Source organism: Gluconobacter frateurii, assembly GCF_002723955.1.
GTDB lineage: Bacteria > Pseudomonadota > Alphaproteobacteria > Acetobacterales > Acetobacteraceae > Gluconobacter > Gluconobacter frateurii.
The window spans coordinates 440,062-462,254 of sequence record NZ_BEWN01000002.1 but is presented as its reverse complement, the minus strand read 5'-3'; the positions used below and the strand labels follow the sequence as shown (position 1 = coordinate 462,254).

Genomic DNA, 22,193 nt, shown 5'->3' with positions numbered 1-22,193 from the left:
AAAAGGACATTATTCATGGCACTCCACGGATTATCACGTTTCATTGGCCGGAAGGTTCTTGTAACGGGCGCAGCGTCCGGGATCGGGCATGCAACGGCTCTGCGGTTTCTTGAAGAAGGGGCCCATGTCCTTCTGGTCGACCGGGATGACGCCACGCTCAAGACTGTCATGGCATCCCTTGATTCAACAAAAGCCAAGGCATCCCTGACGGATATCTCACAACCCGACCAGGTCGAGGCACTTCTTGCTTTCACAAAGCAGACTTTTGGAACACTGGATATTCTGGTGAACAATGCGGGTGTCACCACCATGGGGACTGTTCTGGATGGTGATCTGTCGGCCTGGCAGACCGTCTGCGCCACAACACTGACCGGTACGCTGAATGTCAGCCGCACCTTTCTGCCACTCCTCATCGAAAGCAAAGGCAACATCGTCAATACAGCTTCCGTTTCAGGCATGAGGGGCGACTGGAACACAGCTTATTATGATGTCGCCAAGGGGGGCGTCGTTAATCTGACACGCGTTCTGGCAATGGATCATGGAAAGGACGGTGTGCGCGTCAACGCCATTTGCCCATCCGTGACACGGACCGCCATGACAGCTGATGCCCTGAAAAACCCGGCCTTTGTCAAAAGTGTTGAAGACCGCGTTCCCCTCCAAAGACTGGGAGAGCCCGAGGATATGGCCGCTGCCATCACGTTCCTGGCCAGCGACGATGCAGCCTATATTACGGGTCTCATCATGCCCGTTGATGGCGGTGTGACAGCATCGAATGGCCAGCCACCATTCCCGATGGACTAAAGAACGCCCTACCGCACATTCCCATGCCCGTCCCGAACAGCAACACTGCCGGAATGAGTCGCGAAGAAGTGGAGCGACTGTCCTTTGGGCATGGGTTTAATATGAGCGGGTTGCACGAAATAAAGGCGGTTCCGGCCAAGGCTCCAGATGATGATCTTGTCAGCGAAAAAGGGCAGTCCAAGGCTGCCAATCTCCACCTCGTCCTGAAACAGAACTTTCTCGTCCCTGATTGGCGCGCCTCCCATAAAGAGGTCCCTGACCTGCGCCGCCTGCCCAACACTCATGAAGCTGTCGTAATGGGTGAATTTCTTCTGGCTATCCAAGACCTGCAAATTGTCTTTCAGGGATGACATCCAGAATGAGGGAAACGTTGTGTATGTCAGGTCCGGGTCGAGACTGACACGCTTCTTTCTGGTCCCGATACGGATGTGAACCGTAAAGTCATCTTCCATTTCAGCAGAATGGCTTTCTTTTCCCAGAAATCTGTCAATCGTGCCTTTGCAGGCCTCTTTGTCGCTGAAATCCAGATAGGCAAACTGCCGCTCTGGAATATCCACCAGGACGGCAAGGCTGGAAAGCGCCGTTCGTCCCAGAACACCTACGACAGGCCTCCCATCAACGATCTGCGCGCTTGGCGTATCGAGGCGAATGACATCCACGTTTTTCAGGGGTGTTTCGTCGAGAACAAGTTCATCAATCCTGGAGCGCGACGCCTGTTCCTTGTAGGTGCCATTGATGATGACAGTGGTAGGCTCATCCCTGTCAGCAAATGTGATGCCCTGCGCGTTTCGCACATAGATACTGTCAAACGACGGGCTGACATACATCGCCGCGCTTTTACCATTGATCGTGACCGGGATCAGAGGGGCATCCCCCTCTCCTCCCAGCAAAGGCAGCAATATCGGGGCGGTGACACAGTCGGAACTGTCTTCAGCCTGCAATGAGCCACTTGATAATGCCCCGACCATAACACACAGGGCCAACCATTTCATGAGAGTGAGACGTCTGCACAAGCCAGGCCAGAGGTTCCGATCCAACGCCGTCATAAGGTCATCGCCATTCTCATAACGTTTTCTGCTGGCCGTTTGTCGATCATGATCCGCATGGGTGCAACCGGTTTTGCCCCGTTATCCCTTCACGAAAAAGCCGCCATAAAAAAAGCCCCCGTCCCGATGAGGAACGGAGGCTTCTGCAACCCGGGAAGGCGAAGATTATTCGCCCTTCAGACGGGTGTTGCACTGAGACCAGTATCCGCCGCCCTTCTGAATCCACTTCAGGTTGCCATTGCCGCCATTGGCCTTGTTGGCATTGTACTGAGCCACGCAGGTCTTCATGCGCGCCTTACCAGCAGAGAGGCTGGAATACTGGGAAGAAACAGCACTCGGAAACACGACGTTGCCAGACGTGACAGGTGCGCTCTTGGACGCAATCGGAGCCTTCGTACCGGCCACGGATGAGTCAGGCGGATTGGCCTTACCCGTCGTGACGGGAACAGTCGTCGTCGGCGCTGTGGCTGCCGATGCCGGAGCAGCAGTTGCTGTCGCTGGAGCCGCAGCGGTCGGTGCAGCCTCTGCCGTTTCCGTACCACAGCTTGCAGCCTTGAACGCCTTATAGCTCTGGCCATTCAGCGTGCCGCCTTTCTTGGCGGACTGGAAAGCGGCGTGACATTCCTTCGCCGTCATGGCGTGGGCGGAAACAGAGGCAAGCCCGGCCGCCAGAACAGTGGCGAGCGAAAGGCGGGACAGCAAACGGTTGGAAACCATGAAAAACATCCTTGTCTGTCAACCGGAGGGTCGCAGCCCTCCGGCCCGGAAACGCCAGTGACTACGCTCAGTTGATGCGCTCACCATGCATGGTCATGTCGAGGCCTTCAAGCTCCTCTTCCGCAGAAACACGCAGACCCATGACGCGATCCAGAATTTTCAGGATCACAAACGTCATGATGACACACCAGACAATCGTCACGCAGACAGCTTCAGCCTGCGCCAGAAGCTGCGACAGGCTGCCAACCGTTCCTTTTGGATTGGCATCCGTCGCAGACAGCGGGCCGTAAGCCAGAACACCTGTCAGCAGAGCGCCGATAATACCACCCGTACCGTGCACGCCAAACGCATCAAGACTGTCATCATAGCCCAGCGCATGCTTGAGCCATGTGGCACTCCAGAAGCAGACCGCACCCGCGATCAGACCGATTACGACTGCGCCACCCGGAAGAACAAAACCGGCTGCCGGCGTAATCGCCACAAGACCTGCCACAACACCGGAAATGATACCAAGCGCCGTTGGCTTACCGGTCCGCGCCCATTCAACGATCATCCACGCCACACCACCGGCGGCTGCCGCAAGCTGCGTCGTCAGCATGGCCATGCCAGCACGCCCATTGGCACCCAGAGCCGACCCGGCATTGAAGCCGAACCAGCCAACCCAGAGCAGGGACGCACCGATAATGGCGTAAGTCAGGTTGAACGGAGACATATCATCCGTTCCAATGCCACGACGCTTGCCCAGAACATACGCACAGACCAGACCGGCCACACCGGAGTTAATGTGCACGACTGTGCCACCGGCAAAGTCAACGGCGCCGAGACCTGCGACCCAGCCTGTCGGGCTCCATACCCAGTGAGCCACGGGCGCATAAACCATCAGCAGCCACAGAATGGTGAAAACGCACATGGACGAGAACTTCATGCGTTCCGCATAAGCCCCTGTAATCAGGGCTGGCGTGATGACGGCGAACGTCATCTGGAACATCATGTAGACACTCTCTGGGATCGTCATCGGAACGGCGGCTGCCGTCCCGGCGCCCAGCGTAAAGGCGGAATCCACACCGTTATGGAAATTGGCAGCCACACCATTCAAGAGCGCGCGGGACAGATCACCGATCCACGGCGTACCGTTCGAGAACGCCAGACTGTAACCCGCAACCATCCAGACAAGGCTGGCGATACAGCAGATGGCGAAAGACTGGATCAGCGTGGCAAGAACGTTCTTCTTGCGCACCATGCCGCCATAGAACAGCGCCAGACCCGGAACGGTCATCATCAGCACAAGAGCAGTGCTGATCAGCATCCAGGCTGTATCGCCCGTATCAATTGCCGCCGGTGCATCCGCAGCCATCGCAGAGGCGGGTAGAAGAGCCGCAGCTGCCATAAGTGAAAGACAGGAGCCCTTCATCACAGAGCGCCCTCCCCGGTCTCTCCCGTACGAATACGAATGAGCTGATCGAGGTTCGAAACCATGATCTTGCCGTCGCCAATCTTGCCCGTGCGAGCAGCCGTCATGATTGCTTCGATCACGTCTTCCACAACGGAATCCGCCACCGCGATTTCAATCTTGAGCTTCGGCAGGAAACTGACGTGGTACTCAGCGCCACGATAGATTTCCGTCTGGCCTTTCTGGCGGCCAAAGCCTTTGACTTCCGTGACGGTCAGACCTTGCACGCCCAGCGGCGTCAACGCCTCCCGGACATCGTCAAGCTTGAAGGGTTTGATTATGGCGGTGACGAGCTTCACGAACGGCATATCCTCGTTGGGTATCAGCAGACTGGTGGGCAGTATGGCCCAGATTGTACCAGTTCAACAACAATATACGAAACAGCCCGGAGGCACCGGGAAACCGGCACCTCCGGGCATTTCTGCTCCGTCTGGGTCTTGAAGAAAGATCAGAACGTGGCGTTGATACGACCGTAATAGTAGCCGCCAGCGATGCCGATACCGGAAGAATCCGTGTCGTAGGCATTTGCTCCAAGGTAGTTAAGATACTTGGTCAGACGACGCGGACGCTGGTTGAAGATGTTATTGGCGCCCACCGCGAAGTGCCACATGTGATTGAGACGGTACCCGACCTCAAGATCCGTCAGCCAGACCGGCGTATTCTTGAACTGTCCCCAGCAAACGTTGGAATACTGAAGGCTCTGCCCCTTGCAGGTCAGGCTGGCAGGCGTCTGATCCTGATAGGTCAGCATGGATGTGGTTTCGCCATAACGGGTCTGGCGAACGTTCACATCCCACTTCCCAATGGTCCAGTACGCGTTCAGGATGATCTTGCTACGCGGAGAGGTGGACGTCAGATACGCGATGCTCTGCTCGTTGAGGTAAGGATTGCCCTGCGAGTTCGTGTTGATGTGGCTGACACGGGTCCGGTTGAGATTCAGAGCCATGGTCAGGTCCAGGTTGCCATACTGATGCATGTGCAGCAGATAGTCAGACTGGATATCCAGTCCCTGGGTGCGCGTGCTGCCTACATTGGCAAAGTAATTGGCGGATACATCAGCTGACGTAATACCTGTTGGTAATGTCGCCCCCGTCATTGCAATGGCCGAGATGGCGGAATCACCATAAACAGAGCCAGCGCCGGAAATCCGATCACGAATGTTGATCTGATAGACATCTGCCGAGATATGCCACCCATCAACAGGCTCGAGAATGATCCCGCCCTCAGCGCTGGTGGAGCGTTCAGGCTTCAGATGCTGCGCGCCAAGACTCTTGCCAGCTGCACCGGACGTGGACAGCAGACCGGATGCACCCGTCGGCGACACATTCAGAGAGCTGAAGTTTTCTTCCGGCAGGGTTGGAGCACGGAAACCATTGCTGATCGTGGCGCGAACGGCAATGCGCTTGGTGATGTCGTACCGTGTGGAAACCTTGCCATTCTCGGTATTGCCAACGTCCGTGTAATGCTCAAAACGGCCTGCAAAATCGAGATCCCAGTGCTTCAGCGGATGGAAGTCACCATCAAGATAGGCAGCCCAGACGTCACGGCTCCACTTACCGGCGTTCTCTGGCATCAAGCCCGCATAACCCTGCGTTCCACCGTCAGCATAAGATCCAACTTCGCCCGGCCAGATCTGGTAGGTCTCAAGACGATGCTCGCCGCCGAAAGCCACCGTGACCGGCACAAGATCGGCGATCTTCAACTGCCGGCGGAAATCCAGATTGTTGGTCCACTGGGACAGGCGATACGTCTCGGCGCGAACCGTCGTTGGAGACGTTCCCGTAGATGCAATCAGATTTGGATTGGCGGTGTTCTTGTTGCCGATATCGTCTTCATCCGCACCATAAGTGGAGCTGAGGTCCCATGAGAAACCGAAGAAATTGTCCCCCTTCAGACCCAGCGTAGCGGCATAATCGTTCTCTTCAATAGTTTCGAGCGGAGAGAACCCATAGGGATACAGCGTTGGGGCAACAGACGGCATACGATAGTTTTCGTACGCCTCGGAATGACGGTGAGCATAGGTGATGAGGCCATAACCCGTCACACCTTCGGTCAGCGTCTTGCCGAACTCGATGCTGAGGTTTTCACGGGTTTCTTCCGGCGTACTCAGGATCTTGTTGGAGTTATGGGGAACATTATAGCCACTATATTCGGAATTTCCCGGCACCGTTCGCACGTCTGTCGTGTTCGGGACCATGTGATCGGTGTGGTACATCTGTCCGCTGATGTGGACATAGCCGTCACCCAGAAAGCCGAAGCCTCCATCCGCACCAAGCTGATACTGCCAGCCATCGCCGTTATAGGCGTTTGCACCCGTTTGGGCGGTCATGTTCAGACCGTGCGGTGTCTTTTTCAGAATGATGTTCACAACGCCTGCGATGGCGTCCGAGCCATACATGGCGGCCGCACCATCACGCAGGATTTCGATGTGATCAATTGCAGAGGCCGGAATCATGTTAAGATCGACCGGCGTTGAGCCCTGCTGCGGACCGGCATCCGCGTAGATGTTGGCTGTCGTATGACGGCGCTTTCCATCCACGAGAACCAGAACTTCGTTCGGGTTCAGACCACGCATACGGATCGAGGACGTCAGCGCACCGGCATCGGCTCCCATAGCGTTAACCGTAATCGACGGGTCCGTACGGACAATGGCATCCGCAAGGTTCATCTGACCGGAACGACGCAACGTTGCAGCCGTAAGAACACTGATCGGGCTCGTGGAATCACGGGCACGACGGTTGAACGCATGCGTTCCCGTCACGATCATCTGCTCATTGCTGTTGCTATCAACCGCATGGGGGCGACGCGGCGTAGCAGCAGCCTGACGGACGACTGTTTTCTTCCCTGTAGTTTTGACCGTTCCCTTCGCAGGCGTCGTGGCCTTGGTCGATTTATGCACGGCAGCAGAGGCCTGATGTGCTGGATGCAGAACCGTAACGATGGTAGTAGCGAGAAGAAGTGACTTGAGGCGCATTCAGGCAGTCCTAATCAGATCCGGTGTTCAGTTCAGATTAGGAACGTTTTTTAATGTGTCTAGAATTATTCCTCCCTCAAAATGTATCACACGATTTCCAGTGCACAAATGTCACACTATCGGGGCTCAAAACGAAATTTATGAACCCAGATAGAGTAACAGGAAGAAATTTCACGAAACAACGGGAGATTTTAGATCCGGGCCCCGGTATCTCCCATCATCGGGACGATTGACGGGCGGCGACATGAGGCTTTCAGGCCACGGTGCTTCAGACGGAGAATCTGATACGACAGCCGTACGACCGCGCGGCAGACATTCCGGCAGTTCAGACTGGATACGCCGCAGCATACGCTCTCGAATATCGCAGGACAGATTCCACATGTTTCCAGCATCCGCCGCACCCGCAATGATGCGGATGGATATGACCTGCGCATTACTATCTGCGACCTGGCAGGCAATGGACGAACGATCCTTATCCCAGTCCGGGCAATGTTCGATTTCTTCCATGAACATCTGACGCACCTGATCCATCGGCGTACGGTAATCCAGCCACAGGAAGACAGACCCGATCAAAGACTGGGAACTGTGCGTCCAGTTCTGGAATGGATTTTCCAGGAAGTATGAAATCGGCACGATGTAGCGACGGCGATCCCATGTTCTCAGAACCACATAGGTCGCATTGATTTCCTCAACCCAGGCCCAGTCACCATTCAGGATCAGCATGTCTTCCATACGGATCGGCTGCGTAATGGCAATCTGGATACCCGCAATCAGATTGGACAATGCGGGACGGGCAGACAGACCGACGATCAGAGATGCCGCCCCAGCGGAAGCGAAAAGCGACACGCCGAATTTCTGGACGGAATTGAAAACCATCAGAGAGGCAGCAACAGTCAGAACCCCGAAGGTAATCTCGATCAGACGCCGCAGAACGCGGATCTGCGTCTGATGGGAGCGGACCGTGATGTCATCCACGTTCTCCCGGGAACTGATCCGGTTGAGGTACTGATCCGTAATCAGACGAAACGCCCGGATGATACCAAAGCCCAGATTCATGATGAACAGACAGGCCAAAGCATGCGCGAGGAATGTCTCCGTCTTGGGAGAAAAACCCTCTGTTGCTGGCAAAGCCGCACTGGCCGCAATGATCATCAGGAAATAACTGATGTTCAGGCGCAACCGGTTGATGAGCGCATGAATGAACTGGATTTTCCGCAAACCCGGCAGGCGTGGAAGCGCCCCGGTAATGAGACGGCTCAGCAGAAGTGCAATCAGTGCGGCCGCGCAGAGGAGCAGAATGGAACCAAGTGGATCAGGCAGCCAGTCAAACTGGTGGCGGAGTGTGGACATCGAATCCACGTAATTCTGTCTGAACATGGGTCTCCCTAGACAATCGTGAGCAATCCACTTTCAGGTCGCGCAGGGGCCAACGTCCTGAACGGATGAAACGCTCTTTCTCAGTACTCCGCGGCGTATCTGCCAAGGAACGTCCGACTATAACCGCAGGAAGACCGAACCGTTCCCGAAATAGGGTTCCATTCATTTTCACTATATTATTTTGTTATTAAAGACCTTTCACGATCCATGTTGCCAAAAAGAGACACTGTGCAGGCCCTTTTCTGAGCAGCATAAAATCCAAACATTCACCAAAGGTGATTTGGCAAAAATCCTTAATATAAAAGAAGTTTTTAGTTTTTAATCGAAACGACACATAAACAACGATTCATATTGATGTTTTATTTTTTGAACGTAGGATTTGCGTAGTTTCTACATTTTACACTTCGGTGCAGTTTTATGGCAACCACCTCTTCTGTTTTGTCCTCTGTGCTTTCCTTCACTCTTCTCATGTCAGGCACCTCTGCCGTCGCATGGGCCGCAGCTCAGGAAGAACAATCGAAGACCAGCCATAAGACTGCTGTCAACACTCGTCATGACACGCAGAAATCGCGTCATGCGCCCTCCAAACATGTGAAGATCAGACATCAGGATGAGGCGGATGAAAGCCTCACAGTCCGTGGTCATGCCCATCCCGTTGATGGCGGCGCGTTGGGAACCAAACGTGTTCTGGACACACCGTTCTCGATCAGAACCGTTACGGCAGCCGAGCTTCAGGAGCGGCAGGTCAAATCCCTCGCCCGCGTCTTCTCACAGGACGCATCTGTCATTTCGAACGGGGACACCTATTCGTTCAATGCCTACTCCGTCACCGTCCGCGGAGTGCCGCTGGACGATTACAACGGCTACAAGATCAACGGCACGCCCTTCTTCATGACGACCGTGGAGCTACCGCTTGAATCGTTCGAGGCGGTACAGCTTCTCAAAGGTGCCTCCGGTTTCATGTACGGCTTCAATGCGCCCGGCGGCATCATTGACTTCCAGACCAAGAAACCAACAGACGCCCGCACATTTTCCTTTGATGCAGGCTACAGCTCAGGCGCCGTAGGCAGCCAGCACATTGATACAGGCGGCCGCCTCTTCCGGAACGACATCGTCGGATACCGCCTCAACCTCACGCATGAAAACGGTGAAACCTACAGCGGCTCTCACGTCACCCGGTTTTCAGGTTCTCTTTCCACCGACGTGCGCCTTGCACCCAACCTGCTGTGGACGGCCGACGCCATTTATCAGGACCGCAAGGTCCAGGGTGGCGTGCAGGACTTCTTTATTGATGATCCGTCCGCCTATGGCAGCAACCGTCTGCCTGATGCCATCAGCGGCCACAAGAACCTGACGGCCTCCCCCGCAAGCATGTTCACGTCTCACACGCTATTCGTTTCCACGGGGCTGCATTGGGACATCACGAAAAACTGGACCGCCCGCATCGATTACAGTCACAGCATGGATTACCGCCGCTATCGCGGGGAATGGATGTCCCTGCAGGATCAGGCCGGGAACTACGACACCTACATGAGTACCAATCCCGGCAGTTGGGCGCAGTACGACCAGGTGCAGGCCATTCTGGAAGGCAAGTTCCGGACAGGTTTTATCCGGCACGACTTTACAATGGGTGCTGCATGGCAGGGTCTGAGCCGGTATCTGCCTTATGATTCGGATTACGTTGATATTGGAGGACAGAACCTCTACGCGCCCGTCATCAGCCGATCCTATAGCGGAAGCTGGAACACGGCGACCTATCGCAATTACCGCTCAGACCAAGTCGGTCTTTTCGGAAGCGACACCCTGACGTTCGACGAACACTGGTCATTACTGGCCGGTATCCGCTTTACTGATTTCCATCAGTTGACCTGGACGTCATCCGGTACAAAAACGGCTCTGCGCACAACGCCGCTCACACCAACTGCGGCGCTGATGTTCCACCCGTGGAAAGACACCACAATTTACGCCAGCTACGTTCAGGCGCTGGAAAACGGTGGAACGGTGGGAGACACCTACAAGAACGCGCGTGAGACCCTTCCACCGATCCGTTCCGACCAGGTGGAAGTCGGTGCGAAAGTTGCTCGGGCAAGCTGGGATCTGACGGGCGCACTTTATCGCATCACGCGAGGCGCACAGTATGCAAATGCTGACAATGTCTATGTCTCGAACGGCACAGTCACATATCAGGGCGCAGAACTCAGCGGCCATGTGGATCTGCCGTTCGGCATTACCCTCACGGACAGTCTGGGCGCTGAAGGCGGAAAATACAGCAAGGCGGATGCCAGCATCAAAGGAAACAAGATCGAGGGCATTCCGCTGTTCCAGAACGTGTTTCAGCTGACAGACCGTATCCCCGGCGTACCGGGCCTCTCGGCCACAGCCGAGGTTCACTATACCGCCTCCATGTGGGGTGACAGCTCCAATACCTACCACGTTCCCAGCTATACCCTGCTCAACCTGCGGGCCAGCTATCGCACCAGCATCGGCCGCCACAAGGTGACGCTCCGTGCTGAACTCGATAACGCCACGAACCTTCATTACTGGGGCTTTCTGGCGTCTGATTACTTCTTCGTCGGTACGCCACGAGCTGTCTTCCTGAACGCCCGCTTCGATCTCTGATCTACGCCTGCGTCTCCCTTCCCTCTTCCGCTCCCAACCTCACAGGAGTAGGACAGGGGGCAGGGAGATGAGCACAATGAAGAAGACACATTACGACCTGTGCATTAACGGAGCCGGCCCGGTTGGAGCGACGCTCGCGTGCCGTCTGGCGGCAGAGGGCGTACGTGTTCTGCTGATTGACCGTGCGCCTCTCCCGGGCATGGAAGATCCCTCTCTGGATGGTCGCGCCTACGCCATCGCCGAAGGGTCACGCCAGATGCTCGAAGCCGCGGGCATCTGGGACAATCTGCCCGGCATCTCCCAGCCCATCCGTGAAATCCGCGTGTCTGATGGCCGCCCGCATGAGGCCGCCTCTCCGCTCTTCCTGCATTTTGGCGTTGAGGATGCGCCAGAAGGCATGAACTTCGGCTGGATGGTCGAGGCCCGCGATCTGCGGCTCGCCATCAACCAGACGCTGGGACAGTATGAAACGCTCGATGTCCGTGCGCCCGACACCGGTACCTTCACGTTCCACCCGGATCACGTTTCCATCCGGCTGGCCTCTGGCCCGACTGTCACGGCAAAGCTCGCCATTGCCGCAGAAGGTCGTCGTTCGCCCCTGCGCGAGCAGGCTCGCATTGGCCTGACGAAAATTCCCTACCATCAGTATGGTATCGTCGCGACAATCGCGCACGAAAAGCCGCATGACGGCGTGGCTCTGGAACACTTCCTTCCAGAAGGGCCGTTCGCCCGTCTTCCCATGCCCGGCACACCGGAACACCCACACCGTTCCGCTATCGTCTGGGCAGAAGGCGAAGGCCGTGCGCAGCGTTTCCATAGCCTTCCGCATGACGTCTTTGCGCGAGAAATCAAGGCTCGCATGGGAGACGAGGATCTGGGCGCGATTACTCCCATCGGGCGCCGCTGGATCTATCCCCTCTCCGCGCAATACGCCCAGACATACATCGCGCCCCGTCTGGCCCTTGTTGGAGATGCCGCACACGGTATTCACCCGATTGCCGGTCAGGGCCTGAACATCGGCTTCCGGGACGTCATTGCCCTTGCCGATCTGCTGATCGAAGCTCACAGCCATCGTGCCGATCCGGGCAGTCGCGACCTTCTGACGCGCTATCAGCGCCGGACGCGCCCCGGCAACATGGCCATGCTGGCTGCGACTGATATTCTTGAGCGTCTGTTCGGGAACGACAATCCGCTCCTTCGGCGCGTGCGCGATCTGGGCATTGCAGGCGTGCATCGTTTCCCACGCCTCAGACAGGCCTTTGTCCGTAGGGCGATGGGCGTATGACGACAGCGCCTAACCTCGTTCAGCTTTGGCAGGACATGCAGTCTCAGGCGTGCAGTTGCCATGACCCGCTGATCCAGGATGTCTTCGCGACCAATATTGGAGACCATGCCGATTTCAGCTCGGCTCTGGCGTCTCTGCTGGGTACGAAACTCGCTGACCGCTCGATTTCGGCCACAGCCATCACACGCCTTGTCGCCTCCATCCTTCAGGACGTTCCCGATATTGCGGAAGCGGCTGCCGAAGACATTCTGGCTACCCGGGACCGGGACCCTGCCTGCCCGGATCTCGTTACACCCTTCCTGTTCTTCAAAGGCTGGCAGGCTCTGCAAGCCCATCGTATCGCGCATTATCTGTGGCGACAAAACAGGCGCCATCTGGCCTATCATTTCCAAAGCCGGGTCAACGAACTGTTTTCGATCGACATTCATCCCGCAGCCCAACTGGGCCGCCGCCTGAGCATCGATCACGGGACAGGCATCGTCATTGGCGAAACCTGCATCATCGAAGATGACGTTTCACTGTTCCAGGATGTCACCCTTGGCGGAACTGGAAAACTGAGCGGGAATCGTCACCCGATCGTCCGTCGCGGAGCCATGATCGGTTCAGGCGCCAAGGTTCTCGGACGGCTTATCATCGGCGAATACGCGCGTATCGGCGCAGCATCCGTCGTTCTGGAAGACATCCCGGCCAATGCAACGGCGGTCGGGAATCCTGCCCGTATCCTCGGAACAGCCAAAACTGCGGCTGTTACGCCCACCCCCGCTCATCCCGTTTCCTGATGAACGCGGCAGGCAGGTTATTCCTGCCTGCACAGCAGAATTGTTTCTATATGAAACGATAATGTATCAGTAATTAACTTTATAAATTACCAGGAAACAGACAGTATAGTAGCGTTATTGTTGTATGATATTTATGCAACAGCGTGCCCTGATGGCATCTGTTACAGGTATTTCCGGATAGACAAAGTTCTGAGACAAAAACATTAATTGCGGGATCTCAGAAATATAGTCTGACTGTGAGCCCACATGATTCTTCATCGACGCAGGGAGCTGCTTCTGTGCGCTTCCGTTCTCGCCATGGGACTGGACGCGACCGCATCCGCGAACGCACAGACCGCCACGAGCACGCATCACCGTGCGTCCTCTCATCGCACAACCACACACGCCAAGACGAAGGCTTCGTCAAAGGCCACAACATCCTCAACCGTCGCAGCAACACCGGCAACGGTGCCGGTCGCAGTAACAGCGCCGACATCGACGTTGAGCGCTCAGGTTAACCGCCGCCAGGCTGTTGCCTCGATCGATTCAAGCCGGTCGGAAAGCGTTGTCGTAACGGGTTCAGCGCTCAGCACGTCTAACAACCAGAACGCCAACCCGGTCCAGATCGTGACCAGCAAGCAGATCGAGCAGACAGGCGCCACTACGCTTGGTGACTACCTGCAGCGTCTGCCGTCCATCGGCTCTTCCGGAACGACAAACAGCCAGACGAACGGAACGGGCGGCTCATCCTGCACCGATATCCGTAACCTCGGGCAGAACCGCGTTCTGGTTCTGATCGACGGCAAGCGTGCTGCCATTAACGGCAACAACAGCTGCTTCGACATGAACACGATCAACGTGCATCAGGTCGCAAGTGTTGAAATCCTGAAAGATGGCGGTTCCGAACTCTATGGTGCCGACGCTGTTTCCGGCGTTATCAACATCAAGCTCAAGCATAACCTGAGCGACGGCAACCTCACGGTCCGTGGCGGCATCACGGATGTAGGTGACGGCCAGACAGGCATGATCTCCGGCTACAAGGGCTGGAACTTCGATCATGGCAAGGGCAACGTCACGATTTCCGGCTCTTACATGACCCAGAGCGGAATCCAGCAGAAGAACCGTTCCTGGGCCAACCCGGTTCAGGCTAACGATCCTGCCAGCGCTTCCAGCATCAGCTATGGTTCAAGCATTCCAACGGCAGGGCGCTTCATCACGGATAGCGGTGATTACATCGCCACAGGCAGCGGGGGAGTCCGCGATTTCACATCCGCCGACCGTTACAACTACGGCAATGACCAGAGCCTGACGAACTCCCTGACGGACGCGACGCTGGCTTTTGATTCTCATTATGAGATCAACCGTCATTTCACGCCGTACCTGAACTTCAACTACAGCCACCGTAATTCGTCCACGACGATGGCACCGATGCCTGTCTCCGGCAGCATCTACCCCTCCACACTGCCGACGACGCTCTACATTCCCGCCAATGACCCGTACAATACGACGGGCGAAGATGCGGTCATGTACAAGCGCATGGCTGAGTGGGGAAATCGCCGCAACGAAAATGCTTCTGATACCTACACTGGTATTGCAGGCATCAAAGGCGAGATCACGCACGACTGGAACTATGACCTGTCCTACACCTACGGATGGAACCAGGTCATGAACCAGCTGTCAGGTGTGGGCAACTACTCCAAGCTTCTGGAAACATACGGCTTGCAACAGGTTGAGCCTGGAAACGCCGATAGCGCACTGGTCTACAACCCGTCTGTCTGCAATGCATCGGCTGGTTGCGTCCTGTCCAACCCGTTCACGAAGCTATCTTCCGCAGCAGCCGCGTATTCCAACTATACGGCCCACGACCACTATTACTATCAGCTGCGTGACCTGAACCTGCGCATCAACAACAACCATGTTGTTCACATGCCATGGGCAAATGGTGGCGATCTTGGTATCGCTCTGGGCATGGAACACCGTGGTGAGCAGCTTGCCTATCATCCTGACGCACTGGTTGAAGCTGGCCAGACGCTGACGAACTCCGCATCCTACACGGGCGGTGGCTTCAACGTCACGGAAGGTTACCTCGAAGGTAAGGCAACGCTTCTGCATAATGCGTTCCTCGCCAAGGATCTGACGATCGACGGCCAGGGCCGTTACTCGTCCTACAACACGTTCGGTGGCGCCAAGAACTGGAAGGTCTCCATCAACTGGGCCCCGATCCAGGACATCCGCTTCCGTGCAACGCTCGGCACCTCCTATCGTCAGCCGAACGTGTACGAACTGTATGGTGGCCAGTCTCTCGGTTACGCTTCAGCAACTGATCCGTGCGACTCTGTGCAGGCAGCCTCTTATGGCGCCAAGTCTGCGACAGTGGCTGCAACCTGCGCCAAGCAGGGCATCAATTCTTCCACGTTCTCTTCCGCTTACTCAGGCCAGACACCAACCCTGTATGGTGGCAACAGCAAGCTGAAGCCGGAAACCGGCCGCACCTATACAATTGGTACGGTCATTACGCCGCGCTGGATTCCAGGTCTGTCGGCTTCCGTGGAATACTGGCACTACACGCTCAAGAACATGATCACGTATCTGAGCAGCCAGTACATCATGGACCAGTGCTACACGGGTGCGAACACGAACTACTGCAGTGCGATCACACGCGTTGCCAGCACGGGACAGATCAACTCCGTCACATCCACCTATGCCAACATCGGTGGCCTGAAGACGAGTGGTATCGATTTCGATCTGGACTATCGTCTCCGGATCACACCGCATGACGTTCTGACGCTGTCCAACAACTTCCAGCAGCTCATCAGCTATCTGCAGCAGAACGAAGTGGGTGGTCAGTGGTACAACTATGCCGGTCGCATGTTCTATCAATCCGGAACGGGCAACCCTCGCGTTCGTGACTACGCTACAGTGGGCTGGCAGCATGGCGCTTTCGGCATCACCTACATGATGCAGTACACCGGCGGCATGATCTGGAACGATGGTACAACCGATCTTACCCGCGCCAACGGTTATGGCCGCACCAAGACCCCGGGCATCTTCTCCCACGATGTGACTGTGACGTATCGCTGGAAGAGCTGGAACTTCCAGGGCGGTGTAAACAACCTCTTTGACAAGAAGCCACCGTTCGTTGCCAGCGCAACAGACAACAGTGCCGCCGCTCTTTATGGCAGCCTGTACACGGGACGTTACGTCTTCCTGCAGGCAGGCGTGAACTTCTGATCCTGTTTCTTTGAACAGAAAAAAGGGGGGCGGTCCTTGCGGATCGCCCCTTTTTTTTATGCGTGTACCCGCCAGTCTTACTTGTTCGAGAACTTGAAGATCGTCGTGTAATCGAAGGTCTGACCCGGCTTCAGCTCCGTCGTCGGGAAAGACGGATGGTTCGGGCTGTCGGGATAGTGCTCGGCCTCGAAAGCGATCGCATCGGTCTGACGATAGGCCCGACCGGAAATGCCAGCGTAACCGCCATCCAGCGAGTTGGACGTATAGACCTGAAGACCCGGCTGGTTCGTCAGGATCTCCATGCTACGGCCCGAGCGCGGATCGTAGACCTTCCCGCCAAGGCGGGGAGCCTGCCCGTAAGCGCCGTTGACGACCCAGTTCATGTCATAGCCGCGTGCGTACATCATCTGCTGGTCGTTGCTGCGCAGACGATCCCCAATGACGGTCGGCTTGCTGAAGTCCAGCGGGGTTCCGGCCACGGGAACAATCTGGCCGGTTGGTAGGGACGTGCTGTCGGTCGGCGTGAAGCTGTCCGCGTTCAGTTGAAGAACTTCCGGCTCAATGCTGCCCGACCCTTCACCGTTCAGGTTCCAGTAGCTGTGGTTCGTCAGGTTCAGAACCGTGGGTGCATCCGTTGTCGCGACATAATGCAGAGCCAGCGCATCATCGTTACCCAGCGTGTAGGTGATGTGCGTCGTCAGAGTTCCCGGGAACCCCTGATCCCCGTTCGGGCTGACCAGCTTGAGGGTCACATAAGCGCCCGAACCGTTGGTTCCGGTCTTTTCAAGCGTCCAGACATTCTTGTCGAAGCCCTTCTTGCCGCCATGAAGCGCGTTAGGGCCAGCTGTGATGTCCGTGTGGTAGACCTTGCCCTCAACCGGGAAGCTGCCGCCAGCCAGACGGTTGGCGTAACGACCGATCATCGCACCGAAGAACAGACCACCCTTGGCGCTGTCGACCGTATAGCCCTTCAGATCGCCAAACCCGAGAACGATGTCCTGAACATGACCGCTCCGATCCGGCGTCTCAACGGACTGGATGATGCCGCCATACGTGATGACGCGGACGGTAACGTTATGATCGTTCTTCAGCGTCACGATACGAACGGGCTTACCATCCGGCGTTGTGCCCCATGGCTGTGAATTGACAGCCGGGTGTGCCTGAGCAGCCCCAAGCGACAGCCCGACGAGGGCGACAGTGGCGAAAAGAGGGGCTTTGAATGCAGTCAATGTGGACACCGAAAAACTCCCAGGTGTTGAGTTGCCGCCACACTGCTCTCAAAATATTTCAGCCGTCAAAGTCGCTGGAGTGTCCTTCAGGCATCTGGATCGTTAAAGGATCTCATCTCTTCCCTGTGTCATAATTTGGATACATAGAGGGGTGCGGCTTGGCACAGTATAGGCTATGACTACGGCCTTCCGCAGTTTTCCGCGACGGACGGCTCAAGGCTCCGCTGACGGCATGACAATTGAATGGGAACGGATTTTGAAAATTTCCGTTTTCAGATGAAGTCTTTGTGAGCACGCCCGCGGAGTGGGGTTTTTGAGGAATGGTTATGGACTCTCGGCAGGACAGAATCGGTATCAGGGCGACGCGTTCGCGTCGTGGCAGAGCCATTGCAGGTGTGTTGGCACTGCTGACGCTGGGGGCCTGCGGCTCCCTGCACAAACCGCCGCCGACAGATCCGGACGACCTTGCTGACTACAAGGCTGCCAACGATCCGTACGAGCCGTTTAACCGTAAGATGTATAACGTTCAGATGTGGGCCTACCATGTAGCGCTGCGTCCTGTGGCCAAGGCGTGGGTGTGGGCCGTGCCAAAGCCGGTGCGCCATAGTATTTCCAACATCAATGAAACCTGGCGTGAGCCTGCGGTGTTCTTCTCCGATGTCGGGGCAGGAAAGCCACGGCGCGCAGGCGACTCGTTCATGCGCTTCACGATCAACATGAGTGCAGGTGTGGCCGGTTTCTTCGATGTCGCCAGTCTGGTGGGTTACAAGCAGCATGAAACCGACCCAGGCATGACCATGGGAACATGGGGCGTGCCGAGCGGGCCGTATCTCTTCATCCCATTCGTCGGCCCCAGCAACATCCGCGATGGTGCAGGTTATGCGATCGGTCAGGCTCTGACCCCGATCAACTATGTGCCAAGAGGTTATGGTCTACTGACATTCAACTGGGCTTATAATATTCTGGGCACGGTTGATGGCTTTGCCAACAGTGTGGATCAGATCGATCATCTGGAGCAGGACAGCCTTGATCCGTACTCCTACGTCCGCAGTGCCTGGCAGCAGAACCGCCAGAGCCAGATCGACGCAATGCAGAACGATCACCGCGCCACCACCCCAGACTGGTACAACTGAGGACAAACGCATGCTTAAAGCCCTCTCGCGCCGCGCCCTTTTCGGTGCACTTGCTGCAACCCTCACGTTCGGGGCTGGTGTCGCGCATGCCAACCCTGCGACAGATTTCGTAAATTCCTTTGGTGGCCAGCTGGTCAGCATCGTCAACTCCAGCAAGCCACTGGGTGAGAAGAAGCGCGAAGTTCTCCCACTTCTTCAGTCCAACGTGGATATTCAGGGTATCGCCCGCTACTGCCTCGGCCGCTACTGGCGCACGGCAACGCCGGCACAGCAGCAGAAATATCTGCAGCTGTTCGATCAGGTTCTGGTCAATACGATCACGGACCAGATCGGTAACTATCAGGGCGTCAGCTTCCGTGTGACGGGTTCAACCCCCACGCCGGATGGCGAACGCGTCAATGCCCTGATCGACCGCCCTGGCCAGCCTGAAGTGAACATGCAGCTCGTTATTGGCGGCACTCCGGCCAAGGTCGTGGACATGTATGGCGAAGGCGCAAGCCTGCGCATGAACCAGCGCGGCGACTACAGCTCCTACCTCTCCCGCCACGGCGGCGATGTCGGCGCCCTGAACACTGCTCTGGAGCATCAGCTCAGCAATCATCACTGAGTGCTACGTCTACAGAACTGACATCATAAAAAAAGGCCTCCTGTTCAGGAGGTCTTTTTTGCTTCGTGCTGATGACCGCCCTTACCGAGCAGCACGCTTCACGACTGACACGTGAAAACGATAGATCGTGTCTTTCCCGGTGAAGAGAACATCCGTCTGTCCCTCATGGTGAGCCAGAATTTCTGCGACTTTCTGAGAGACGAGATTGACGTGCAGAACATCAGGCAGACTAAGAGTAGCCGTCTGGAGATCAGGGGGCAGAGCCACGATTTCCGTCCCTCCAACGGGCAGGACAAGCGTGCGATCAATAATATGCATGCCTCCCACGATAGACTCGGGCGGTTTGACCTCTGCCGCCTGCACTCCCGCAGTTACCGCAAATCCCATGATTGCAGCGCCAAGCGCCATTTTTCGCAGATTTCTCAGAAAATCGACCACACCGCATTCCTTAACGAACAATATCGTATGGTTTTAAACGGTAATTCCCGAGAGGCCAGGAAACAAACACCAGTGCCCCCTGTTTTGCGTCAGACAGGAGCAATTTCGTAAAGGAACATCGTATTGCCATCGCGCTTGAAGGTATCGACATGGCGCATACCAATACTGCCAAGCACGACGCGGGAAGCCAGATTGTCTTCTTTGGCCACAGCCACAATGCGTGGCTCTCCTTCATCCAGAACATACCGGATGGCAGCAGCGGCGGCTTCACGGGCAATACCGCGGCCGGCAGCCCATGGAAAAATGGAAAACCTCAGCCCAAGGCCACGCCCATCAGGACGTTCATGAACACCTGTTATCCCGACGAAACGCCCGTTCTCGCGAATAGCGAAAATTCCGATCCGGCGTCTCGCCCAGAACGCAACATCCTCGGCCATTTCCTGTTCAGTTTCGAAGCGGCTTCGCACACCACCCAGCATTTGCCCGAAAGCACCGGCATCAGCCTTGAGGGCGATCATATCCTCAAGGTCCGGCCAATTGACCGGGCTGAGAACCAGACGTGCAGTGCGGAGTTCGCGCCCTAGCAAACGGGCCTCCTCAAACCGTCAGAAACCGGGACAGATTGCCCTGCCCCGGTGACGAGCAGAAGGAACGGTCCGTCTTAGCGGGCCAGCGGGCGGTACTTGATGCGGCTTGGCTCAGTCGCATCCGGTCCAAGACGACGGCGCTTGTCTTCTTCGTAGTCCTGGAAGTTACCTTCGAACCACTCGACATGGCTGTCACCCTCGAAAGCGAGGATATGCGTTGCCAGACGGTCAAGGAACCAGCGATCATGGGAGATGACCACGGCGCAGCCAGCGAAGTCTGCCAGAGCATCTTCGAGGGCACGCAGCGTATCAACGTCAAGATCGTTGGTCGGCTCATCGAGCAGCAGCACGTTGCTGTCTTCCTTGAGCATCTTGGCAAGATGAACGCGGTTACGCTCACCACCCGACAGGATACCGACGCGCTTCTGCTGGTCAGAACCCTTGAAGTTGAACGCTCCGACATAGGCACGGGACGGAACCGTCCGCTTGCCAAGCTGAATGACGTCCGTGCCACCGGAAATCTCTTCCCAGACGGTCTTGTTGGCATCCAGCGTATCGCGGGACTGATCGACATAGCCAAGCTTTACGGTTTCACCGATCTTCAGTGAACCACCATCCGGCGTGTCCTGACCCGTGATCATCTTGAACAGCGTGGACTTACCTGCACCGTTCGGACCGATCACACCCACGATGCCACCAGGCGGCAGCTTGAAGTTCAGCCCATCAATCAGCAGACGGTCGCCAAAGCCCTTCGTCAGGTTCTCGGCTTCGATCACCGTACCGCCAAGGCGTGGACCCGGCGTGATGACAATATCCGCCGTACCACCAACCTTTTCGGAGTTGGCTGCCAGCATCTCTTCGTACTTGGTGATACGAGCCTGGCTCTTGGCCTGACGGGCCTTCGGAGAGCTGTTGATCCACTCCTGCTCGGCAGCGAGCGCACGCTGGCGGGAGCTTTCTTCCTTCTCTTCCTGGGCCAGACGCTTGCGCTTCTGTTCCAGCCAGGACGAGTAGTTGCCTTCGAACGGATAGCCACGGCCACGCTCGAGTTCGAGAATCCAGTTGGTGACGTTATCAAGGAAGTAACGGTCATGGGTGATGACCATGACGGTGCCCTGATAATCACGCAGCGTCTTTTCGAGCCAGCTGACACTCTCGGCATCAAGATGGTTGGTTGGCTCATCGAGCAGCAGAATGTCAGGCTTTTCCAGCAGCAGGCGGCACAGGGCCACACGGCGCTTCTCACCACCGGACAGCTTGTCAACCGGGCTGTCTGCGGGCGGGCAGCGCAGCGCATCCAGAGCGATTTCCAGCTTGCGATCCAGCTCCCAGCCGTCGCCTGCGTCGATAATTTCCTGAAGCTCGGCCTGTTCAGCCAGCAGGTTCGTCATTTCTTCATCGGACATCGGCTCTGCGAAGAGCATCGAAATCTCGTTGAAGCGATCAATGGCATGCTTGAGCTTGCCAAAACCAAGAGCGACGTTTTCCCCGACCGTCAGCTTCTCGTCGAGCTTTGGCTCCTGCTCAAGATAACCGATCTTGACGCCCTCAGCGGCCCAGGCCTCGCCACCGAATTCCTTGTCGATTCCGGCCATCACCTTGAGCAGCGTGGACTTACCGGCACCGTTGACGCCGAGAACGCCAATCTTCACGCCGGGCAGGAAGGACAGGGTGATGCCCTTGAAGACCTCACGTCCACCCGGATAGGCCTTTGTAAGATCCTTCATGACATAGACATACTGGTAGGCGGCCATGCGAGGTCTCCTGAACGGGGTGGAACGTGGAATGGGCGGCGGCAAACGGCACGCCAGACAGAATAGAACACCGTGCGCCCGGAGGGACTCGAACCCCCAACCAAGCCGTTATGAGCGGCCGGCTCTAACCAATTGAGCTACAGGCGCGCGGTTGCTGCACGGAATCGCTTACCTGACGCATTTTTGC

The 22,193-nt window shown here is 56.5% G+C and carries 17 protein-coding genes and 1 tRNA gene; 7 read left to right on the top strand and 11 right to left on the bottom strand.

Annotation, left to right across the window (positions count from 1 at the left end):
* Nucleotides 1-15: 15 nt before the first annotated feature.
* The gene (locus tag GFR01_RS07580; protein ID WP_099181925.1) at nt 16-801 is read left to right on the top strand and encodes a meso-2,3-butanediol dehydrogenase; all 786 of its coding nucleotides are present in this window, start codon (nt 16-18) and stop codon (nt 799-801) included.
* An 8-nt stretch (nt 802-809) separates the two neighbouring features.
* Here the strand turns inward: GFR01_RS07580 and GFR01_RS07575 are convergent, their stop codons facing one another.
* From GFR01_RS07575 to GFR01_RS07550, 6 genes are all read right to left on the bottom strand, one after another.
* On the bottom strand, nt 810-1,793 hold the full coding sequence (locus GFR01_RS07575) for a hypothetical protein (protein WP_099182133.1): 984 nt from the start codon (nt 1,791-1,793) through the stop codon (nt 810-812).
* Nucleotides 1,794-2,012: 219 nt separating this feature from the next.
* Nucleotides 2,013-2,573: a hypothetical protein gene (locus GFR01_RS07570; protein WP_099181924.1), complete on the bottom strand. Its 561-nt coding sequence runs from the start codon at nt 2,571-2,573 to the stop codon at nt 2,013-2,015.
* Between the two features lie 58 nt (nt 2,574-2,631).
* Nucleotides 2,632-3,975: an ammonium transporter gene (locus GFR01_RS07565; protein ID WP_099181923.1), complete on the bottom strand. Its 1,344-nt coding sequence runs from the start codon at nt 3,973-3,975 to the stop codon at nt 2,632-2,634.
* Nucleotides 3,975-4,313 (bottom strand): P-II family nitrogen regulator, encoded by a 339-nt coding sequence (locus GFR01_RS07560; protein WP_029495718.1) that lies wholly within the window; start codon nt 4,311-4,313, stop codon nt 3,975-3,977. The genes GFR01_RS07565 and GFR01_RS07560 overlap by 1 nt, the downstream gene beginning before the upstream one ends.
* A gap of 149 nt (nt 4,314-4,462) precedes the next feature.
* Nucleotides 4,463-6,988 (bottom strand): TonB-dependent receptor plug domain-containing protein, encoded by a 2,526-nt coding sequence (locus GFR01_RS07555; protein ID WP_099181922.1) that lies wholly within the window; start codon nt 6,986-6,988, stop codon nt 4,463-4,465.
* Between the two features lie 171 nt (nt 6,989-7,159).
* Nucleotides 7,160-8,365, bottom strand: coding sequence for a mechanosensitive ion channel family protein (locus tag GFR01_RS07550; protein WP_099181921.1), 1,206 nt, complete (start codon nt 8,363-8,365; stop codon nt 7,160-7,162).
* A 417-nt stretch (nt 8,366-8,782) separates the two neighbouring features.
* Between GFR01_RS07550 and GFR01_RS07545 the strand changes: the two genes are divergently transcribed.
* The 4 genes from GFR01_RS07545 to GFR01_RS07530 all read left to right on the top strand — a co-directional run bounded on the left by GFR01_RS07545 (nt 8,783) and on the right by GFR01_RS07530 (nt 16,258).
* Nucleotides 8,783-10,984 carry a TonB-dependent siderophore receptor gene (locus tag GFR01_RS07545; RefSeq protein ID WP_099181920.1) on the top strand — a complete coding sequence of 734 codons (2,202 nt, stop codon included), beginning with the start codon at nt 8,783-8,785 and terminating at the stop codon, nt 10,982-10,984.
* A 67-nt stretch (nt 10,985-11,051) separates the two neighbouring features.
* Nucleotides 11,052-12,269 carry a UbiH/UbiF/VisC/COQ6 family ubiquinone biosynthesis hydroxylase gene (locus GFR01_RS07540; RefSeq protein ID WP_099181919.1) on the top strand — a complete coding sequence of 406 codons (1,218 nt, stop codon included), beginning with the start codon at nt 11,052-11,054 and terminating at the stop codon, nt 12,267-12,269.
* Complete coding sequence (cysE, locus tag GFR01_RS07535; protein WP_099181918.1) at nt 12,266-13,048, top strand: serine O-acetyltransferase; 783 nt, start codon at nt 12,266-12,268, stop codon at nt 13,046-13,048. Before GFR01_RS07540 ends, cysE begins: the two co-directional genes overlap by 4 nt.
* A 246-nt stretch (nt 13,049-13,294) precedes the next feature.
* Nucleotides 13,295-16,258, top strand: a complete 2,964-nt coding sequence (locus tag GFR01_RS07530; protein WP_099181917.1) for a TonB-dependent receptor domain-containing protein — start codon at nt 13,295-13,297, stop codon at nt 16,256-16,258.
* Between the two features lie 77 nt (nt 16,259-16,335).
* Here GFR01_RS07530 and GFR01_RS07525 read toward each other — a convergent pair whose 3' ends face one another.
* A complete protein-coding gene (locus GFR01_RS07525) occupies nt 16,336-17,496 on the bottom strand; it encodes an aldose epimerase family protein (protein ID WP_099181916.1) in 1,161 nt (386 codons plus the stop codon).
* Nucleotides 17,497-17,813: 317 nt separating this feature from the next.
* On the opposite strand from GFR01_RS07525, the gene GFR01_RS07520 reads away from it, so the two are divergent.
* Together GFR01_RS07520 and GFR01_RS07515 are read left to right on the top strand one after the other, a co-directional pair.
* Complete coding sequence (locus GFR01_RS07520) at nt 17,814-18,620, top strand: MlaA family lipoprotein (protein WP_099181915.1); 807 nt, start codon at nt 17,814-17,816, stop codon at nt 18,618-18,620.
* Between the two features lie 10 nt (nt 18,621-18,630).
* Nucleotides 18,631-19,227 carry an MlaC/ttg2D family ABC transporter substrate-binding protein gene (locus GFR01_RS07515; protein ID WP_063903183.1) on the top strand — a complete coding sequence of 199 codons (597 nt, stop codon included), beginning with the start codon at nt 18,631-18,633 and terminating at the stop codon, nt 19,225-19,227.
* An 81-nt stretch (nt 19,228-19,308) separates the two neighbouring features.
* On the opposite strand, the gene GFR01_RS07510 is transcribed toward GFR01_RS07515, so the two are convergent.
* The 4 genes from GFR01_RS07510 to GFR01_RS07495 all read right to left on the bottom strand — a co-directional run bounded on the left by GFR01_RS07510 (nt 19,309) and on the right by GFR01_RS07495 (nt 22,153).
* Nucleotides 19,309-19,665: a pilus assembly protein N-terminal domain-containing protein gene (locus GFR01_RS07510; RefSeq protein ID WP_099181914.1), complete on the bottom strand. Its 357-nt coding sequence runs from the start codon at nt 19,663-19,665 to the stop codon at nt 19,309-19,311.
* A gap of 89 nt (nt 19,666-19,754) precedes the next feature.
* Nucleotides 19,755-20,252: a GNAT family N-acetyltransferase gene (locus GFR01_RS07505; protein WP_063903185.1), complete on the bottom strand. Its 498-nt coding sequence runs from the start codon at nt 20,250-20,252 to the stop codon at nt 19,755-19,757.
* 74 nt (nt 20,253-20,326) lie between these two features.
* Complete coding sequence (gene ettA, locus GFR01_RS07500) at nt 20,327-22,006, bottom strand: energy-dependent translational throttle protein EttA (RefSeq protein WP_063903186.1); 1,680 nt, start codon at nt 22,004-22,006, stop codon at nt 20,327-20,329.
* A 73-nt stretch (nt 22,007-22,079) separates the two neighbouring features.
* Nucleotides 22,080-22,153 (bottom strand) — tRNA-Ile (locus GFR01_RS07495).
* Nucleotides 22,154-22,193: the final 40 nt, after the last annotated feature.

Bases quoted from the DNA above. Each gene is read 5' to 3' on its own strand.
- GFR01_RS07520 (WP_099181915.1), top strand. From the start codon at position 17,814: ATGGACTCTCGGCAGGACAGAATCGGTATCAGGGCGACGCGTTCGCGT.
- GFR01_RS07570 (WP_099181924.1), bottom strand. From the start codon at position 2,573: ATGTTTTTCATGGTTTCCAACCGTTTGCTGTCCCGCCTTTCGCTCGCC.
- GFR01_RS07565 (WP_099181923.1), bottom strand. From the start codon at position 3,975: ATGAAGGGCTCCTGTCTTTCACTTATGGCAGCTGCGGCTCTTCTACCC.
- GFR01_RS07575 (WP_099182133.1), bottom strand. From the start codon at position 1,793: ATGAAATGGTTGGCCCTGTGTGTTATGGTCGGGGCATTATCAAGTGGC.
- GFR01_RS07530 (WP_099181917.1), top strand. From the start codon at position 13,295: ATGATTCTTCATCGACGCAGGGAGCTGCTTCTGTGCGCTTCCGTTCTC.
- ettA (WP_063903186.1), bottom strand. From the start codon at position 22,006: ATGGCCGCCTACCAGTATGTCTATGTCATGAAGGATCTTACAAAGGCC.
- GFR01_RS07540 (WP_099181919.1), top strand. From the start codon at position 11,052: ATGAGCACAATGAAGAAGACACATTACGACCTGTGCATTAACGGAGCC.
- GFR01_RS07555 (WP_099181922.1), bottom strand. From the start codon at position 6,988: ATGCGCCTCAAGTCACTTCTTCTCGCTACTACCATCGTTACGGTTCTG.
- GFR01_RS07580 (WP_099181925.1), top strand. From the start codon at position 16: ATGGCACTCCACGGATTATCACGTTTCATTGGCCGGAAGGTTCTTGTA.
- GFR01_RS07545 (WP_099181920.1), top strand. From the start codon at position 8,783: ATGGCAACCACCTCTTCTGTTTTGTCCTCTGTGCTTTCCTTCACTCTT.
- cysE (WP_099181918.1), top strand. From the start codon at position 12,266: ATGACGACAGCGCCTAACCTCGTTCAGCTTTGGCAGGACATGCAGTCT.
- GFR01_RS07550 (WP_099181921.1), bottom strand. From the start codon at position 8,365: ATGTTCAGACAGAATTACGTGGATTCGATGTCCACACTCCGCCACCAG.
- GFR01_RS07515 (WP_063903183.1), top strand. From the start codon at position 18,631: ATGCTTAAAGCCCTCTCGCGCCGCGCCCTTTTCGGTGCACTTGCTGCA.